The sequence below is a fragment of the Streptomyces sp. NBC_00057 genome, assembly GCF_045041165.1.
Lineage (GTDB): Bacteria > Actinomycetota > Actinomycetes > Streptomycetales > Streptomycetaceae > Streptomyces.
Window position 1 is genome coordinate 5,239,870 of the sequence record NZ_CP108256.1, and the last position, 15,543, is coordinate 5,255,412.

The 15,543-nt window shown below is 70.8% G+C and carries 17 protein-coding genes; 8 read left to right on the top strand and 9 right to left on the bottom strand.

Features of this window, described 5'->3' with window-relative positions; translation table 11 throughout:
• Positions 1-5: 5 nt before the first annotated feature.
• Positions 6-254, top strand: a complete 249-nt coding sequence (locus OG953_RS24650) for a hypothetical protein (RefSeq protein ID WP_405686924.1) — start codon at positions 6-8, stop codon at positions 252-254.
• Here OG953_RS24650 and OG953_RS24655 read toward each other — a convergent pair.
• A complete protein-coding gene (locus OG953_RS24655; protein WP_405686925.1) occupies positions 228-1,022 on the bottom strand; it encodes a Mut7-C RNAse domain-containing protein in 795 nt (264 codons plus the stop codon). The two genes, OG953_RS24650 and OG953_RS24655, sit on opposite strands and share 27 nt — an antisense overlap.
• Positions 1,023-1,337: 315 nt before the next feature.
• On the opposite strand from OG953_RS24655, the gene OG953_RS24660 reads away from it, so the two are divergent.
• Entirely contained in the window at positions 1,338-1,775 is a 438-nt protein-coding gene (locus OG953_RS24660; RefSeq protein WP_405686926.1) for a GNAT family N-acetyltransferase, read from the top strand.
• 44 nt (positions 1,776-1,819) lie between these two features.
• Here the strand turns inward: OG953_RS24660 and OG953_RS24665 are convergent, their stop codons facing one another.
• The 7 genes from OG953_RS24665 to OG953_RS24695 all read right to left on the bottom strand — a co-directional run bounded on the left by OG953_RS24665 (position 1,820) and on the right by OG953_RS24695 (position 7,778).
• The gene (locus tag OG953_RS24665; RefSeq protein WP_405686927.1) at positions 1,820-2,365 is read right to left on the bottom strand and encodes a GNAT family N-acetyltransferase; all 546 of its coding nucleotides are present in this window, start codon (positions 2,363-2,365) and stop codon (positions 1,820-1,822) included.
• A 69-nt stretch (positions 2,366-2,434) separates the two neighbouring features.
• On the bottom strand, positions 2,435-3,247 hold the full coding sequence (locus OG953_RS24670) for a DUF6597 domain-containing transcriptional factor (protein WP_405686928.1): 813 nt from the start codon (positions 3,245-3,247) through the stop codon (positions 2,435-2,437).
• 62 nt (positions 3,248-3,309) lie between these two features.
• On the bottom strand, positions 3,310-3,660 hold the full coding sequence (locus OG953_RS24675; RefSeq protein ID WP_405686930.1) for a hypothetical protein: 351 nt from the start codon (positions 3,658-3,660) through the stop codon (positions 3,310-3,312).
• Between the two features lie 147 nt (positions 3,661-3,807).
• The gene (locus OG953_RS24680; protein ID WP_405686932.1) at positions 3,808-4,968 is read right to left on the bottom strand and encodes a hypothetical protein; all 1,161 of its coding nucleotides are present in this window, start codon (positions 4,966-4,968) and stop codon (positions 3,808-3,810) included.
• Between the two features lie 180 nt (positions 4,969-5,148).
• Positions 5,149-6,042, bottom strand: a complete 894-nt coding sequence (locus OG953_RS24685; RefSeq protein ID WP_405686933.1) for a universal stress protein — start codon at positions 6,040-6,042, stop codon at positions 5,149-5,151.
• Between the two features lie 84 nt (positions 6,043-6,126).
• Positions 6,127-7,128: an Acg family FMN-binding oxidoreductase gene (locus OG953_RS24690; RefSeq protein ID WP_405686935.1), complete on the bottom strand. Its 1,002-nt coding sequence runs from the start codon at positions 7,126-7,128 to the stop codon at positions 6,127-6,129.
• Positions 7,129-7,316: 188 nt separating this feature from the next.
• The gene (locus tag OG953_RS24695; protein WP_405686938.1) at positions 7,317-7,778 is read right to left on the bottom strand and encodes a cyclic nucleotide-binding domain-containing protein; all 462 of its coding nucleotides are present in this window, start codon (positions 7,776-7,778) and stop codon (positions 7,317-7,319) included.
• Positions 7,779-7,974: 196 nt separating this feature from the next.
• Here OG953_RS24695 and OG953_RS24700 point away from each other — a divergent pair, with 196 nt between their 5' ends.
• Together OG953_RS24700 and OG953_RS24705 are read left to right on the top strand one after the other, a co-directional pair.
• A complete protein-coding gene (locus OG953_RS24700) occupies positions 7,975-8,736 on the top strand; it encodes an HAD family hydrolase (protein WP_405686939.1) in 762 nt (253 codons plus the stop codon).
• On the top strand, positions 8,736-11,273 hold the full coding sequence (locus OG953_RS24705; protein WP_405686940.1) for a glycoside hydrolase family 65 protein: 2,538 nt from the start codon (positions 8,736-8,738) through the stop codon (positions 11,271-11,273). The genes OG953_RS24700 and OG953_RS24705 overlap by 1 nt, the downstream gene beginning before the upstream one ends.
• Before the next feature lie 88 nt (positions 11,274-11,361).
• Here the strand turns inward: OG953_RS24705 and OG953_RS24710 are convergent, their stop codons facing one another.
• Positions 11,362-12,015, bottom strand: coding sequence for a TetR/AcrR family transcriptional regulator (locus OG953_RS24710; RefSeq protein ID WP_405686941.1), 654 nt, complete (start codon positions 12,013-12,015; stop codon positions 11,362-11,364).
• A 114-nt stretch (positions 12,016-12,129) separates the two neighbouring features.
• Here OG953_RS24710 and OG953_RS24715 point away from each other — a divergent pair, with 114 nt between their 5' ends.
• The 4 genes from OG953_RS24715 to OG953_RS24730 all read left to right on the top strand — a co-directional run bounded on the left by OG953_RS24715 (position 12,130) and on the right by OG953_RS24730 (position 15,376).
• Positions 12,130-12,690 carry an NAD(P)H-dependent oxidoreductase gene (locus OG953_RS24715; protein WP_405686942.1) on the top strand — a complete coding sequence of 187 codons (561 nt, stop codon included), beginning with the start codon at positions 12,130-12,132 and terminating at the stop codon, positions 12,688-12,690.
• A 472-nt stretch (positions 12,691-13,162) separates the two neighbouring features.
• Positions 13,163-13,660 carry a SigE family RNA polymerase sigma factor gene (locus OG953_RS24720; RefSeq protein WP_405686943.1) on the top strand — a complete coding sequence of 166 codons (498 nt, stop codon included), beginning with the start codon at positions 13,163-13,165 and terminating at the stop codon, positions 13,658-13,660.
• On the top strand, positions 13,653-14,036 hold the full coding sequence (locus OG953_RS24725; RefSeq protein WP_405686945.1) for a hypothetical protein: 384 nt from the start codon (positions 13,653-13,655) through the stop codon (positions 14,034-14,036). The genes OG953_RS24720 and OG953_RS24725 overlap by 8 nt, the downstream gene beginning before the upstream one ends.
• A gap of 77 nt (positions 14,037-14,113) precedes the next feature.
• Positions 14,114-15,376, top strand: a complete 1,263-nt coding sequence (locus OG953_RS24730) for a mannosyltransferase family protein (RefSeq protein ID WP_405686946.1) — start codon at positions 14,114-14,116, stop codon at positions 15,374-15,376.
• Positions 15,377-15,543 lie beyond the last annotated feature (167 nt).

Consider the following 15,543-nt stretch of genomic DNA (forward strand, 5'->3'; position numbering starts at 1 on the left):
GCTATGTGACGCGCGAGCGTGACACGGCCGACCGGCGGCGGGTGCTCGTCACGACCGTCCCGGAGCGGATGGCGGAGATCGGTGCGGTGTGGGAGCGGCTGAACGGGGCATGGGCGGCGATGTTCGAGGCGTACGACGATGACGAAGTGGCTCTGCTCATTGCCCATATGCGGCGGACGGTCGAGCTGAGTGCACTGCAGGTCACGGCATTGCGGGAGGGGGCCCCGTCAGTCTCCGGCCCCGGACGGGCTTGACGGCGCCCGGTCGTGCTCGTTCTCCTCGGTGTCGTCCGGGGGAGTGGGCGCGAAGTCGTGGAGCGCCTTCGTGACGATCGCGTCCAGGCGGGAGTGGTGGGCACCCCGCCAGTAGACGCGGTTGCACTCCGTGCACTGTGCGAAGACGTCGTACGAGCGCCGGGTGCCGTGCTCCAGATGGTCGCTGACGGAGTCCTTGTCGGCCGCCTTCAGCGGGCCGTTGCAGGCGGTGCATCTGGTCCAGGGGGCCAGATGCGGTGTGAACCGCTCCAGCACGTCCCGCAGTTGGTCCTCCGGCCGGTCGCTGTAGACGTACGCCCCGGCCCAGATCTCCCGCCGGTGCAGAAGCCCGCGGTCCCGGGAGAGCAGTACACGGCGTTCGTCCGCCGACCGGGTGGCCAGCGCGGCATCACCGATGTCCTCGTTCTCGTACGCCGCATCGACACCCAGCAGCCGAAGCCGCCGGGCGAGCGTGCCGAGGTGGACGTCGAGCAGGAACCGCAGGGGTGCGCCCGGGACGCGCTGGGGGCGTTCCACGGCGCGTACCTCGACCAGTTCGCCCGCCCCCGGGATGTGCGAGACGGGTACGGGGCGGCCGTCGACCAGGAGCTGTCCGGCCTCGGTGAGCGGGATGCCGAGCGACTCCACGACATGGCCGAGAGTGGAGGAGCCGTCGGTGGTCACGGCAGAGCGTCCCCTGCGGCGTTCATGGGCGACGAAGAGCCGCAGTTCGGGGTCGACTTCGAGGTGGATCTCCGGTCCGTTCACCTCGTCAGGATGTCATCGCGCGGGGTGCGTCAGCCAGGGGTTTCGGCGCCGGGGTGCACGGTCAGGGGCGGAAGGCGGCCGTGTGTTCCTCGGCCCTGGTGGCGAAGGTGCGGGCCGGGTGGCCGGTCAGCTTCTCCGCGTCGCCGGTCCGTCAAACGGTTTCGGGCGGGCCCGGGGGCAGGGCTCCGGAGGGCGGGCCGTGGGCGGCTACGGCACGAAGCGGTAGTGCGCGGTGATGCGCCCGCCCACGCCCCTGTCGTCCTCGTCCAGGACGTGGAAGGCGGCACCGGGCGGCCCGGCGCCTACAGTTCCCGCATGAAGATCCTCGACCTCGAACCCGGCGATGCCCGACTGGCCGCCGACCTGCTTCCCGTCCTGCGCGAACTCCGCCCGCACCTCACCGAGGACCTCTTCCGGGAGGTGTACGAGAAGGGGCACGCACAGGGACTGAGGTTCAGCGCCGCCTACGACGGCGAGGGCGCCTGCGTGGGCGCGGCCGGCTGGCGCATCGTCGACAACACCAGCCAGATCCGGATGCTGTACGTGGACGACCTGGTCACCGCCGAAGGCGCCCGTTCCACCGGTGTGGGCCGCCGGCTCCTCGGGCATCTCGAAGGGCGGGCCAGGGAGGCCGGCTGTCTGCACCTCAATCTGGACTCGGGCACGCAGCGCACCGACGCCCACCGTTTCTATCTGCGGGAGCGGCTGGGCATCGTCGCGTTCAACTTCGACAAGGTCCTTGATCTGGACTGAGCTCATGGCTCGGGCCCCGCGTGGGCCTCGGCGTGGGCCGAGGTTCAGCGTCCCGCGTCCGGGGCGTCCGGGGTGAGGCCCAGCTGCCAGTCGTTCGTCAGCAGCACATTGCCGGGCGGGTACTCGAAGTCGCACGTGCCGATCAGGGTGAAGCCCGCCTTGCGGCACACCGCGTTCGACGCGCCGTTGTCGACGGACGGATAGGCGTGCAGATAGCGGTGCTTGTGCTCGGCGCGGGCCTGTTCGGCGACGGCCGTCGTGGCGGCCGTCGCGATGCCCAGGCCCTGGTATCCGGGAAGGACGGCCCATCCCGTCTCGTACACCTCCCGGCCCTGCCAGATCCGCTCCCAGAAACCGATCGTGCCCACGGCCTCGTCCCCGCCGGCCAGGGCGATGCGGAACATCCTGCCCCTGCCCGTCCGGTCCGCGCTCATCGCCGCGTAGCGCTCGTGACGCGCTATGAGCTGCTCCTCCGTCTCGGGGCCGCCCAGATGGTCCATCAGCTCCGGTGCGTTGGCACGGCGGAGCAGCTCCAGGTCGGCGTCCGACCAGGGCTCGATCCGTACGGACGATGAAGCGGTGCGTTCCATGCCGAAACTGTAGGACGCGGCACTGACAGCCGGATGGGGCTCGGGTGATCAGAGGGGCCCCTCCGGCAGTCAGCGTGGGGCGAACGCCGTCGGCGGGACACCGACCGTGGCCGTGAAGTCTCTGATCAGGTGGGCCTGGTCGCTGTAACCGAGCTCCGCGGCGAGTGCCGCCCAGTCCACCTCCGGGTCCGACTCGGCCCGCTCCAGCGCCTCGTGGATGCGATAGCGAAGGATGACCCACTTGGGGCCGACGCCGACGTACGCGGCGAAGAGCCGCTGGAGCGAGCGCGACGACAGCCCTTCGATGCGGGCGAGCTCGTCGACGCGGCGCACCGTGCGGTCAGTGCGTACCAGGTCGACCAGGGCCATCGCACGTTCGGCCTGCGGGTCCGGTTTTGGGCCGAGCGCCAGCAGATACGCGTCGAGTGCCGCCACCCGCGCGCCCTCGTCCGCCGGATCCAGCACGGCCGACGGCGGGGCGGGCGGGGCGAACACCTCGTCCGCGGGGAGCCGCCGCCCCGTCCACTGAGACACCGGCCGGTCCGGTGCGAAGGGGCGGAAACCGCCGGGCCGGAACTGCACCCCGCAGACCCGACCCCGGCCCTCCAGCTTCTGCGTGAAGAGCTCCAGACCGATGCCCGAGACCTCTGCGAACCCGGCGCCGTGGTCCTCGCCGGTCCCGTACTGCTGGAAGACCAGATTCACGGACGGGTGCGGCACCAGATGGGAGGCGTACGGCTTCGGCAGATCCCAGTCGATGAGCCAGTAGTGCTCCAGGTACGGCCGCAGCGCGGGGGCGGGCTCGCGGCGGCGGAAACGTACCTGCGCGAAGAGTTCGGGGGCGTCGACGATGCCCCGGGTGTCGCGTCGAGGACCTGCCATGGCGGCGATCCTATGATGCGCGGAACTCCGTGGGGGCAGTGTCGTGTTTCTTCAAGCGCCGGTCAGCTCCGGCATGCAGGGGCGACCGGACGGGGCCAGCCCCTTCGAGCAGGTGCCGGCGCTGACCGGCCGGGATCCGGGCCGGCGGCCTCCCGGCGCGTGACGCCGAGGGCCGGAGGGTGCGTGTCCGGCGAACCCGGGCTGTCGTAGAGGCCGCCCAGCCTCGTGTAAGCGCCGTCGACGACGTCCTCGGCGTCCACCAGCATCGCGCGCTCTGCCAGCCGCGCCGCCTGATGTGTGTACGGGGACGGCGGCGCGGGGTGCCGACGCCGCCACCAGCTCTCGCACGCCGCGTAGATACCGCCGGCGAAGACCAGCACGGGGATGGACAGGGCCAGCAGAGTGTCGTCCATGGCAGGCCTCCTCACGGCGCGGAACAACATAGATGTCTTCTGCATCGGCAGGATCGGCAGGTCAGCTGAAGATCATTCTTCGGCCAATGAATGGCCGAATGCGGGTGATTGCGGGCGGGGGCCTTGGGCCGATGCCTCCGGCCCGGCCTACCGTCTCCACACATGCACGGCGTCGCCCGCCTCCGACACCGTGTACCAGGTGCCGTCGCCGAGGGCCGTGACCCTGCCGGATATCGGGAAGGGGTACGTGATCTGCGCGGTCACCCGCATCTGCGCCGCGTCCGTGCTCACCAGCCAGTGGCGCTGCTCGCCGTACTCCTCGTCGCTCTCCGACGTACCGGCGATGACGGTCTTTTCGTCGAGGAAGCCGCACTCGTAGTCCCAGAGCGTCTCATTGGCGTCCTGGTCGTCGGGATCGGCCCCGGGGTGGCGGGGAACGGCGTTCTCGATGTCGAGTTCGCACAGCACGGAACCGTCGTCGACCCTGTGCACGCCGAGCGTCTCCTCGTAATGAGTCACCGTCAGGAAGCGCTCGCCCGACGGGCTCACCGCCATCAGGATCCGCTTGTCGTCGCAGAACCGCTCGACGGAGAGCTTCTCGCCGTCCCACCGGCCCCACAGCATCGGCACCCCGTCCTGGCCCTCGCCGACGCTCAGCCCCATCCGGGAGGGGTCCGGATGCGGGACATGGTCCGAACCCGCAGCCACGGTCTCCGCGTCCGTCCGGCCGAGCACCCGCCCGTCGGCGGCGTCGACGACCAGCCACTCGTCCAGGGCCTCCGGGTCGGGTCCGGCCGCCGCGACGGGGCCGCGGATGTGGGCCCACACCAGTGTCCCGTCCGCCGAGAACACGGCCGAGCCGCTGTCCGCGTGCAGATGCGAACGGCCGGCCGCGTACTCCTCGTACGTGGTGTGGAGCGTGCGGCAGCTGCCGTCCCAGCAGCCGTGCCGGACCTCCCAGCGCACCGCGCCCGTCGGGTCCACCGCGCGCAGCGCGTGCACCCCGGCGAAGACCGCGAGATCACCGCTCGGCGCCACCGTGCAGGTACCGAAGCGGCGGGGCCAGGGCGCGGGGAAACGGATCGCCGGGGCGCCCTCGGTGTCCGGGTCGACGGCGACCAACTCGGTGTCGTTGCGCCGGAGGAGCAGACGCCGGCCGGGGGCGGGCTGCTCGTCGCCGGATGCGGGCCGCATGTCCTCCTGATGCGCGGGCCACTGCAGGAGGTGCGGGGCGTCCGCAGCGCCCTGATTGCTGTCCAGCGGTGCGGTGAGCGTGGTGACAAGACGTGCGGCGGCATTGTTGGCCATGGATCGCCCCTCCCCCTCGTACACGAGTACATCGACTCGTACATGAGTGCATCGGTACGAGGAGAACCGTACGGCCGGGGACCGACACTCGCTCGCGCCCATGGGGTCGGTCATGCCGTGCCCGAACTCCTCGACTGCTGACCGCAGCGCTTCCCCGACCGGCGTCAGGTCCGGTACATCTCAGGCTCGGGACGAAAGGTACGCATCGGGGACGACAGCGACCGGGCAGGGCGCGTAGTGCAGCATCGCGTGGTTCACCGGGCCCAGATGGAATCCGTGCCATCCGCCGGTCCGCCGGGCGCCGACGACCAGCAGTTCGGCACCTGCGGCGGCTTCGATCAATTCCTGGTGTGTCGGTCCCTGCACCACCGACCTGTGGATGGTGACGTCGGAGGAACCGGTGCGGTCCAGCACCGCCAGTACCTCTTCGAGGTGTTCCTCGGCCTGTTGGTGGTGTGCGGAAGCCTGGGAACCCGAGAGGAGCGGATGGGTCATGGCCTCGTGGGCGGGGCGGCGCCAGGCGCGCACGGCGATCAGCTCACCGTGGCGCGATGCCGCCTGGGCGAGTGCGAAGGCGGCGGCTGCCGAGGGCCCTGCGGCGTCGCCGATCCCGACGACGACGCGGCCGGATTTCGGCGGGATGCCCGGCGCCGTTGCCTGGACCACCACGACCGGGCAGTGGGACCGGCCGGCGAGCGAGAGGCTGACGGACCCCAGGAGCATCCCGGCGATCCGGCCCCGGCCGCGGGAGCCGAGGACGACGAGGGCTGCCTCGTGGCTCTCCCTGACGAGTGCGGCCACCGGGTCCTCGGGCTGCACGGAAGCCACCGCGCGCACCTCGGGGCCGAGCCGTTGCGCGCGTTCTTGGGCGGCGGCGACGAGATGCTCGGCGAGGACCTGTTCGGTGGGACGCTCGGTGTCGGAGGCGGGGCGTATGCCTTCGTAGCGCTCCCACAGCGACGCGTGGACGACGCGCAGGGGAAGCCCCGAGCGTGCCGCTTCCGCCGCTGCCCAGTCCAGGGCACGGAGACTGCCCTGAGATCCGTCCACTCCGACGACTACGGGGAGCTGCATCGCTCCCACCGCCTTCCGTGCTCGGTCCACCTCGGACTCGGGCGAATTGCTCGGGCGCGTGTCCGGGCGTATGTCCGGATGTTTCTACGGTTCGATCGTCAGCACCTGGTCCAAGGGACGGCGTGGTGTGCGCGGTCCCGTGGGCCCGTATCCCAGGCGGAGGATCATCTGGGCGTGCCCCGTGCCGAAGACCGGGTCGCGCAGGAGCCACCGCAGGTCCGGCCATTCGATGGGCTGGGTCGCGAACGAGGTGGACACATGGTGGAGCGTGGCGGTGAGCAGTACGCGCTCCAGCGCCTGTCCTGCGCTCAGCCAGTCCATGGGGTGGTCGCCCGGGGTGCTCAGCAGGGCCAGTTGCGGCTCCTTCTCGAACCGGACGCGTGCCCGGCCCGGGAGGACGCCGGTTCCCGCGAAATCGCGGGTGGTCGCTCGTTCGGAGGCGTCGCGGGGGCCGAAGGCGTAATCCGGGATTCCGTCGACGGGCGCCTCGGTCTTCGTGTTCCGGGTCCAGTGCTCCTGCTCCGCCTCCCGTGCCGGATCCCCGCGGTCGTACCCCTCGGCGTCCCGGATCAGTTCGAGCACGGTCTGCAGATGCGGCGGGGCCAGGAACGCGAAGTCCGCGCCCTCGATACGGGCCGCGTCGGCGAACTGCGTACGGATGTCCTCGGGGATCGGCTGCTCGTCGAACGGATAGCGGCTGGTGTGCCGGTCCCGGATCGCAGGGTGGAGAGCGGCGAGCGCTTCATCCGCAGGTTCCCGCGGAGCGTCGGGGCGGACGCCGAGACGGACGGTGGCCAGTACGGCCGGGGCCGATGGGTCGGGCAGCGGTGCGGTGACCGCGTCCAGGCCGTGGTGGGCGGCGGACACCCGCAGGTTCAGCAGGGCCGCGCCGCAGCCCACGTGCAGTGCACGGGTGGCGGGGTCGGCCTCGGGCATCGCGCGGTCGAGGTCCGCCACGAGGGTGAGGGTCCGGCCGGCGCGTGTGTAGCGGAACTGCCAGGGCTGGGCGTTGTGCATGGACGGGGCGGCGGTGGCATCGGCGACGAGGCCGGCCAGCGTTGCGTCGTCGAGTGTCTGGCTGAGCATCGGAACTCCCGGAGATCGGGAACGGTCGATGGTCTCTTCAGCATGGAACAGATACCGGCCGGGTGGTATGGGCCTTTCATCCCTCGGTCACGCCGCGGAGGGTCCCGCTCCCGGACGGTCCCGCACCCCGGAGGGTCCCGCACCCCGGAGGGTCCCGCACCCCGGAGGGTCCCACGCCTCGGACCGTTTCAGTCCTCAAGGGCCTCGCTCCGGGGACCGTACAGCTGCAGCAGTCTTGTCCGTGTTCCGTACAGGCGCTCCGCCACCGTCTCGGCGACGTACTTGTACACCGCCCGGCCCAGCTTCGCATCGGCCTCGCACAACGAGCGGACGGCAGCGGCATCGAATTCCACGGCCTGTCCCGCCCGGATCACGTGCGCACCCATGTGCCACACGTGCGGGGTGAACAGCCAGGACCAGCCCAGCAGATCGTCCTGGCCCAGCGTCTCGATGACCGCCGCACGACGGCCGGGCACATGGATGTCGACCTCGACCTGTCCGGAGCGGATGATCCAGAAGTGGTCGGCCCGTCTGCCCTCTTCGAAGAGGCGTTCGTCGAGGGCCAGAGGCACTTCGCGGGCCGCCTCGTCGAGCAGGCGTGTCCGGCCGTCGGGCGGGAGCACGTCGAGCAGACTCCTGGTCGTTGACATGGAATCCTCCGTCCGTGGCGGGTCCCCGGAGGGCTGCGGCGGCCGCACGTGCCCGGCCGCGACTGCCTGTTGTGAACGATATGCGCGGTTTTGGGGGGCCGCTCGGTCGCGATGCCGTACGGAGTCCACGACGCGCCCGTGCACCGGAACCGTGGTGCCATGAAGAGGAGCCCCTGACGAAGGGACCGCCCCGGTCATGGCAGCCGCACCGTCCCTGGCACCGTGCCTGCGCTCCGTGCGGGCCGTGGTCTTCGATACCGACGGAGTGATCACCGACTCCGCCCGGAGACACGCCGCAGCCTGGAAGAAGGCGTTCGACGACTGTCTGTCGGCCGTCGAGGGGCAGCGGCCGTTCGACGCCGCCGACGACTATCTGCGCCACGTCGACGGCCGGTCGCGGAAGGACGGCGCGGCGGCCTTCCTGGCATCGAGGGGACTGGATCTTCCCGAAGGCAGCCCCGACGACCCACCGGGAACCGCGACGATATGGGCGATCGCCGCCCGCAAGGACGAGCTGTTCACGCAGAGCCTGCGCACCGACCCGGTCGACGTCTGGCCCGGCACGGTCCGTCTCCTCGGCGTGCTGCGCGGCGAGCGGGTGCCCTGTGCCGCCGTCTCCGCGTCCCGGCACGCGACGGAACTGCTGGCGCGGGCCGGCCTCATCGACCGGTTCGACGCCGTGGTCGACGGAAACGAGGCGCGTCGGCTGCGGCTGCCCGGGAAACCGGACCCCTCGCTCTTCGTCGAAGCGGCGAGGCGTCTGCGGACCCCGGCCCGGGACACCGCCGTGGTGGAGGACGCGCTGGCCGGGGTCGAGGCCGGGCGCCGCGGCGGCTTCGGACTCGTGGTCGGCGTGAACCGCACAGGCACCCCCGCCGGCGCCGCCGAGCTGCGCCGCCACGGTGCCGACATCGTGGTGCCCGATCCGGGGGACCTGCTGACGGCCGGGGACGACTGATGGCGCGGGCCTGGACCTGGTCGTACGAGGGGTACGACCCGCAGAAGGAACGGTTGCGCGAGGCGCTGTGCACGCTCGGCAACGGATACTTCGCCACCCGCGGAGCCGCGTCCGAGACGTCCGAGGGCCGGTCGCACTACCCCGGCACCTATGCGGCGGGCTGCTACAACCGGCTGACCTCCTCGGTCCGGGGCCGCCGGGTGGAGAACGAGGACCTGGTCAACCTGCCGAACTGGCTGCCGCTGCGCTACCGCATCCACCCCGCCGGTACCGCCCCGGGACCATGGCTCTCCCCGGATCACGAGCACCTCGTGGAACACCGCCAGTCACTCGATCTGCGCGGGGGCACGCTGACCCGCCGATCCGTCTACGAGGACGGGGCGGGCCGGCGGCTGCATGTGGAGCAGTGCCGCTTGGTGCACATGGGTGATCCGCATCTCGCCGCCCTGCACACGGTGTTCCGGGCGGAGGGATGGGAGGGCGCGATCGAGGTGGAGGCGGGGATCGACGGCGACGTCCGCAACTCCGGCGTCGCGCGGTACCGGGATCTGTCGAACCGGCACCTGACCGGCTGGGTGACCGCGGCGGAGGAGGACGGTGCGGTGTCGCTGAGGTGCCGCACGGTGGAGTCGGGCATCGGTGTCGCGCTGGCGGCCCGCACACTGGCCGGGTGCGGCGGTGAAGGGGAGGAACAGTCGGTCGGCCCGGGTTTCCGGCACACGGCGAAGGCGGTCTTCCAACGGCTGATGCTCCCGCTGAGCCCGGACTCCGACGCCGTCGTCGATAAGACGGTGGCGCTGTACACCTCGCGCGACCTGGCGATCGGCAGCCCCCTGCGGGCAGCCGTGGCCGAGGTTCGAAGAGCCCCGGACTTCTCGCATCTGCTCTCCTCGCACCAGCGGGCCTGGGCGGATCTGTGGCAGCAGGTCCGGCTGGAGGTCCCGGGCGAAGCGGGTCGCATTCTCCGGCTGCACCTCTTCCACGTACTGCAGACGCTCTCCCCGCACACCGCCGGACTCGATGTGGGGGTACCGGCGAGAGGGCTGCACGGTGAGGCGTACCGGGGCCATGTCTTCTGGGACGAGCTGTTCGTGATGCCGTTCCTGAATCTGCATCTCCCGGAAGTCTCCCGAGGACTTCTCGACTACCGCCACAGGCGGCTGCCCGCAGCCTGCCGAGCGGCGAGCGAGGCGGGCAGGGCCGGGGCGATGTATCCCTGGCAGAGCGCCGACAACGGACGTGAGGAGACCCAGGAACTCCATCTCAACCCGCGCTCGGGGCGCTGGCTGCCCGACCGCTCCCGGCTGCAGCACCATGTCGGCTCGGCCGTCGCATACAACGTCTGGCAGTACTGCCAGGCCACCGGCGACACGGAGTACCTGCACTCCAAGGGCGCGGAAATGCTGCTGCAGATCGCCAGGTTCTGGGCGGACAGCGCCGAATGGGACGCGTCCCTGGCCCGGTATCGCATCCGCGGTGTCGTCGGACCGGACGAGTACCACGACGCCTATCCGGGAACCGAGGCGGCAGGCCTCGACGACAACGCGTACACGAACGTGACAGCGGCCTGGGTTCTGTCACGTTCGACGGAGCTGTACCGCGCCCTGTCCGAGACACGACGCCGGCAGCTCCTCGACCGGATCCGGCTCGATCCCGATGAACCGGAACGCTGGGAGGACATCTCCCACCGGCTGCATGTGCCGTATCACCGGGGTGTCATCAGCCAGTTCGCCGGTTACGGGGAGCTGGCCGAGCTCGACTGGGAGGGGTACCGGAGGCGGTACGGGGACATCCGGCGGCTGGACCGGATCCTGGAGGCGGAGGGCGACACCGTCAATCGTTACCAGGCGTCCAAACAGGCCGATGTACTGATGCTCGGCTACCTCTTCTCGCCGGAGGAACTCACAGGCCTCTTCCGGCAGCTCGGGCATGTGCTGGACGAAGACATCTGGCGCGCCACCGTCGACTACTACCTCGCCCGTACGAGCCACGGCTCCACGCTCAGCTCCCTGGTCCATGCCTGGGTGCTGGCCCGCGTGCGCCGCGAGGTGGCGTGGAAGTACTGCGAGGAGGCGCTGACCGGGGACGTGGCCGACATCCAGGGCGGCACCACCGAGGAAGGCATCCATCTGGGTGCGATGGCGGGCACCCTCGACTTCGTACAGCGCGGGATGACGGGGCTGGAGACCCGCGACGACGCACTGTGGCTCGCGCCGGCCACGCTGCCACAGCTCTCGAAACTCGGGGTACGCATCAGATTCCGCCGCCACTGGGACGTGGACCTGCGCATCCGTGCCCAGCGCCTACGGATCGCCGTACCGGACTCGCACCACCCGGCCGTCCGGGTCGTCCTGGGAGGCCATACCCATGTGATCACACCCGGTACGGCCCGATGGCTCGATCTGCCCCCGGTCCGGCACGGCGCTCCCCCGCCCGGCCACGGAAGCACTCCCTCGCCCGGCCGAGGAACAGGCGGGACCGTGGAGGAAGAAGGCGGTACGTCGCTCACCGGAGGTGCATCGTGCCCCGCCCCGTGACCGTCGGCCCGAACGGTACGCCCGCAAGCCTGGCTGCGGCGGACCGGGGCGCCCGTGAGGCGTCGCTCGGAGACCTGCCGCTGCCGTCCTACCGGGTCGCCCCGAGTCGCGTGACCAGGTGGTGCCAGCCCTCCTCCAGGCGCTCCAGCGGAATGTCGCGCTCCTGGGTGAGGTGGTGGACCAGGGCGGTGTCGATGGATCCGAGCAGGGTGTGTGCGAGCAGCTCCGGGTCGCCGGCCACGTCCGCCCGACGCAGCAGCATCGTGATGTGGCTGAGCCGCAGATGGTGGGCCGGGACGGTGTAGTTGCGCAGCGGGTCGGTCCGGCTGGCCAGGATCAGGGGGTGGTGATCGTGTTCGTGGCGCAGGACGGCGGGCCCGAAGGCGTGCAGACGCTCCGCCGCGGGGGCGCCGGGGCCCAGGGGCGGCGGACCCGAGAGGAAGGCGGCCTGGAGCTGCTCTTCCCGATGGTCCAGGAGCGCGAGCAGGAGTCCGGCTCGGTCGCCGAAGCGCCGGAAGACGGTGCCTTTGCCCACCCCTGCGGCGGCGGCCACCGACTCCATGGTCAGGTTCGCTGCTCCGCACTCGGTCAGAAGCCGGGAAGCGGCGTCCAGCAGGCGTGTGCGATTGCGTGCCGCGTCCGCCCGTAGCTGCGGCGGCTCACCGGTCGGGGCGAGCGGGAGACTCGTCCGCGCCTCGCCGGGGTCGGGCGGCCTGAGCGGCGGGGGAACGTGACCGGTCATGGGCTCAGGGTAGCGCCCGGAAGACTTAAGTGGACCTCGGTCCGCTTAAGTGGTACAACTTTCAACGGACCACGGTCCGCTTGTTCCGCAGATTCCGCCTTCCGGGAGTTCTTCATGTCTGTACGCATCCTCGCGCTCGTCGGCAGCCTCCGCGTCGGCTCGCACAACCGTCAGCTCGCCGAAGCCGCCGTCAAGCACGCCCCCGCGGGTGCCGACATCGAGCTGTACGAGGGCCTGGCCGACGTGCCCTTCTACAACGAGGACGTCGACGTCGAGGGAAGCGTCCCGGCCGCTGCCGCCCGGCTGCGCGAGGTGGCGGGCCGGGCCGACGCGTTCCTGCTGTTCTCGCCCGAGTACAACGGCACCATGCCGGCCGTCCTGAAGAACGTCATCGACTGGCTGTCCCGCCCGTACGGTGCCGGTGCCATCTCCGGCAAGCCGGTCGCCGTGGTCGGCACCGCCTTCGGTCAGTACGGCGGCGTATGGGCGCAGGACGACGCCCGCAAGTCCGCCGGGATCGCGGGCGGTGTGGTCCTGGAGGACGTCAAGCTGTCCATCCCGGGCTCCGTGACGCGCTTCGCCGACACCCACCCCGCCGACGACGCCGAGGTCGTCACCGCGCTCACCGAGGTCATCCAGCAGGTGACCTCGCAGGCCGCTTCCGCGGCTGTCTGACCCCCGCGTGCGCCTCGTCGAGGCGCCGACGAAGGCCGGCCGCGCCGGTCGGGGCGTCACCGTCACCGCCGTGCGGACCGACGCCGGGGCGGAAGCCCTGGACTTCCCTGGCTCACCAAAGGGTCGTCGCAACACTCGAGTGTTGCGACGACCCTTTGGCGTCTGCCTGGCATGGAGTGGGCTTCCAGGGCCTCGAAAGGCGGCAGTCCCTCGGAACCCCGTCGCGCAACGCGCGGGCTCCGGGGGACTTCTGCATGCGCTCACCTGCGGAAACGGGGCGGGTTCCGGGTTCTTCACGGAACGCTCACAGGCGATCATTTGTGGGAGCCGGCTGAGTGAACCGCAATCCGATGCCCCGGACCGTCGGGTCTGTGTGATGACCGTCACGCTGACCATTTCGGTTTCGGTGTCGTCCGGATGCGGGGTGCCGGGCGTATGCCCGGTGAGAACGAGGAGATCCAGGAGCTGATTGTTGACCGTCGAGGAGTTCGAAGAGTTCTATGCGCAGACGGCCGCCCGGCTGACGGGGCAGTTGTTTGTGATGCTCGGCGACCAGCACGAGGCGCAGGACGTGGTGCAGGAAGCTTTCGTCAAGGGCTGGAGCCGACGGCGTCAGCTCGACCGTGACAGGCAGCCCGAGGCGTGGATCCGTACGGTCGCCTGGCGACTGGCGGTGAGCCGGTGGCGCGGGCGGCGCCGTATGGCGGATGCCTGGCAGCGCAGTGGTGCCCCGCCCCATGTGGAGGCTCCCGGACCGGAGTCGGTGGCCTTGGTGGAAGTGCTGCGGGATCTGCCGCCCAAACAGCGCCGCACGCTGGCCCTGCACTACGTATGCGATCTGACTGTCGAGCAGATCGCCGCGGAGACCGGTCTGGCGGCCAGCACCGTCAAGACGCATCTGGCCCGGGGCCGGGCCACGCTCTCACATCGTCTGCAGGATCCGCGTACAGAGGAGGGGCCCCGTGTCTGAACCCCAAGACCCGCTGCGGTCCCTGTTCAAGGAGGCGGCCGCCACCGGCCAGTCCCGCGCCCGTTCCGCTCCGCTCTCGATCATCACCGAGCGCGCGGAGCAAGTGCGCAGGCGCCGGATCCTTGCGCTGGCTGTCGGAGTCTGTTTGGTTTTCTCCGGCACGGGTGCGGCCGTGGCCGCGCTCCTGCCCGACAGCACCAGCACCAGCACCACCGTCCCGGCCACCACCCCTTCCTCCCCCCGGCCCTCTCCTGCGTCCTCCCTGCCCTCCTCGCCCCGCACCAGCCTGCCGCCGATGGGGAGCCCTTCCCCCGGTCGGAGCGCATCGGGGGCATTGGCCACTCCCACCCGCAGCCAGAGCGACCCGCCCCGCTGACCTCCGCCTCCCGTGCCCCGGGTGACGCCTGCCCGGGGCTGTTCGGCACGCGCACATCCGACCCAGGAGATTTTGTTGTGAGCCTTTCATCCTCCCACCGGCAGCGTGAGCGTCCGCCCGCCCGGACCAGGCCCGCTCCCGGGCCGCCGCGCGATACGCCGTCACCGAGCACGACATCCTTCGGCCGGCTGTTTCTCCGGCGGCTGTTTCTCCGGCTCAAGCCGGCCGACCGCGAGGTGCTGTGGCTGTACCTGCTGACGCGCGTGGGCATCTGGATCATTGCTTACTGCACTCGCTGGCTGTTCGCCGACGACCGCCAGACCCGCCACGCCGCCTCGTTCTTCTCACCGTGGCAGCGGTGGGACTGGTGGCACTACCTGCATATAGCCCAGGACGGCTACTTCCCGGGACAGTCCGGCCCCTGGATATCCGGCTGGGACAACAGGGAAGCCTTCTTCCCCGGCTTCCCCCTCGTGCTGCGGGCCGTCCACACCATCATTCCGAGCTGGCCCGCGGCCGGTGCGCTGATCTCCCTCGTTGCCGGAGGCGTCGCCGTGCTGGCCCTGGGCCGGATCGCCCGGCTGCACCTGCCGCAGGACGACGCGGGCCAGCGCGCGGCCCTGTTCTTCCTGCTCTCCCCGTGCGCGGTCTTCCTGGCCGCCGGGTACACCGAAGCGCTCTTCCTCGCCCTGGCCCTGCCGGCCTGGCTGGCCGCCCAGCGCCTCAACTGGCCGCTCGCAGCCGTCCTGACGTGCCTGGCCACCACCGTCCGTGTCAGCGGCCTCTTCCTCGCCGCGGCTCTCGCGGTCCACTTCCTGGTCACCGCCCGCACCCCCGCCCACTGGCGACGTCTTCCCTGGCTGACCCTGCCCGCCCTCCCGCCGTTTCTCTACAGCTGGTACCTGCACACGCACACCGGCGACTGGATGGCCTGGAAACACGCCGAGGAACGCGGTTGGTACCGCGACTTCCACGCCCCCTGGGAAGCCTGGCAGAACACCTGGCACGCCGCCTTCGGGCACTCCCAGAGCACCGGGTACGCCCTGATGAGCCAGGCCGAACTCCTCGCCATGCTGGTCGGCATCGGCCTGTGCGGCCTGCTGATCCGACAGCGACGCTGGCCGGAAGCCGTGTACATCGGCCTCAGCCTGTGGGCCCTTGGCACTTCCTACTGGTACACCTCCATCCCCCGCGCGACCCTCCTGTGGTGGCCCCTGTGGACCGGCCTCGCTGCCTGGAGCCTGCGAAACGCCCGCGTCAAGACCGCCTACCTCGTCATCGCAGCACCCCTGATGACCGTCTTCGCCGTCACCTTCCTCTCCGGACGATGGGCCGGCTGACCCACTGCTTTCGATGCCGTTCGGACGCACGCCGCGATGGCGGTGCATGGCGGCAGCGACGCCCCGTCGGCAGGACACCGGTCCGTTCGGTGCGCACACGAACGTGGAGTGGCATGTGATGCGCCCCACATGCCGTTCCCGGGAACCTCCCTCCAGCCTCGTCCGAC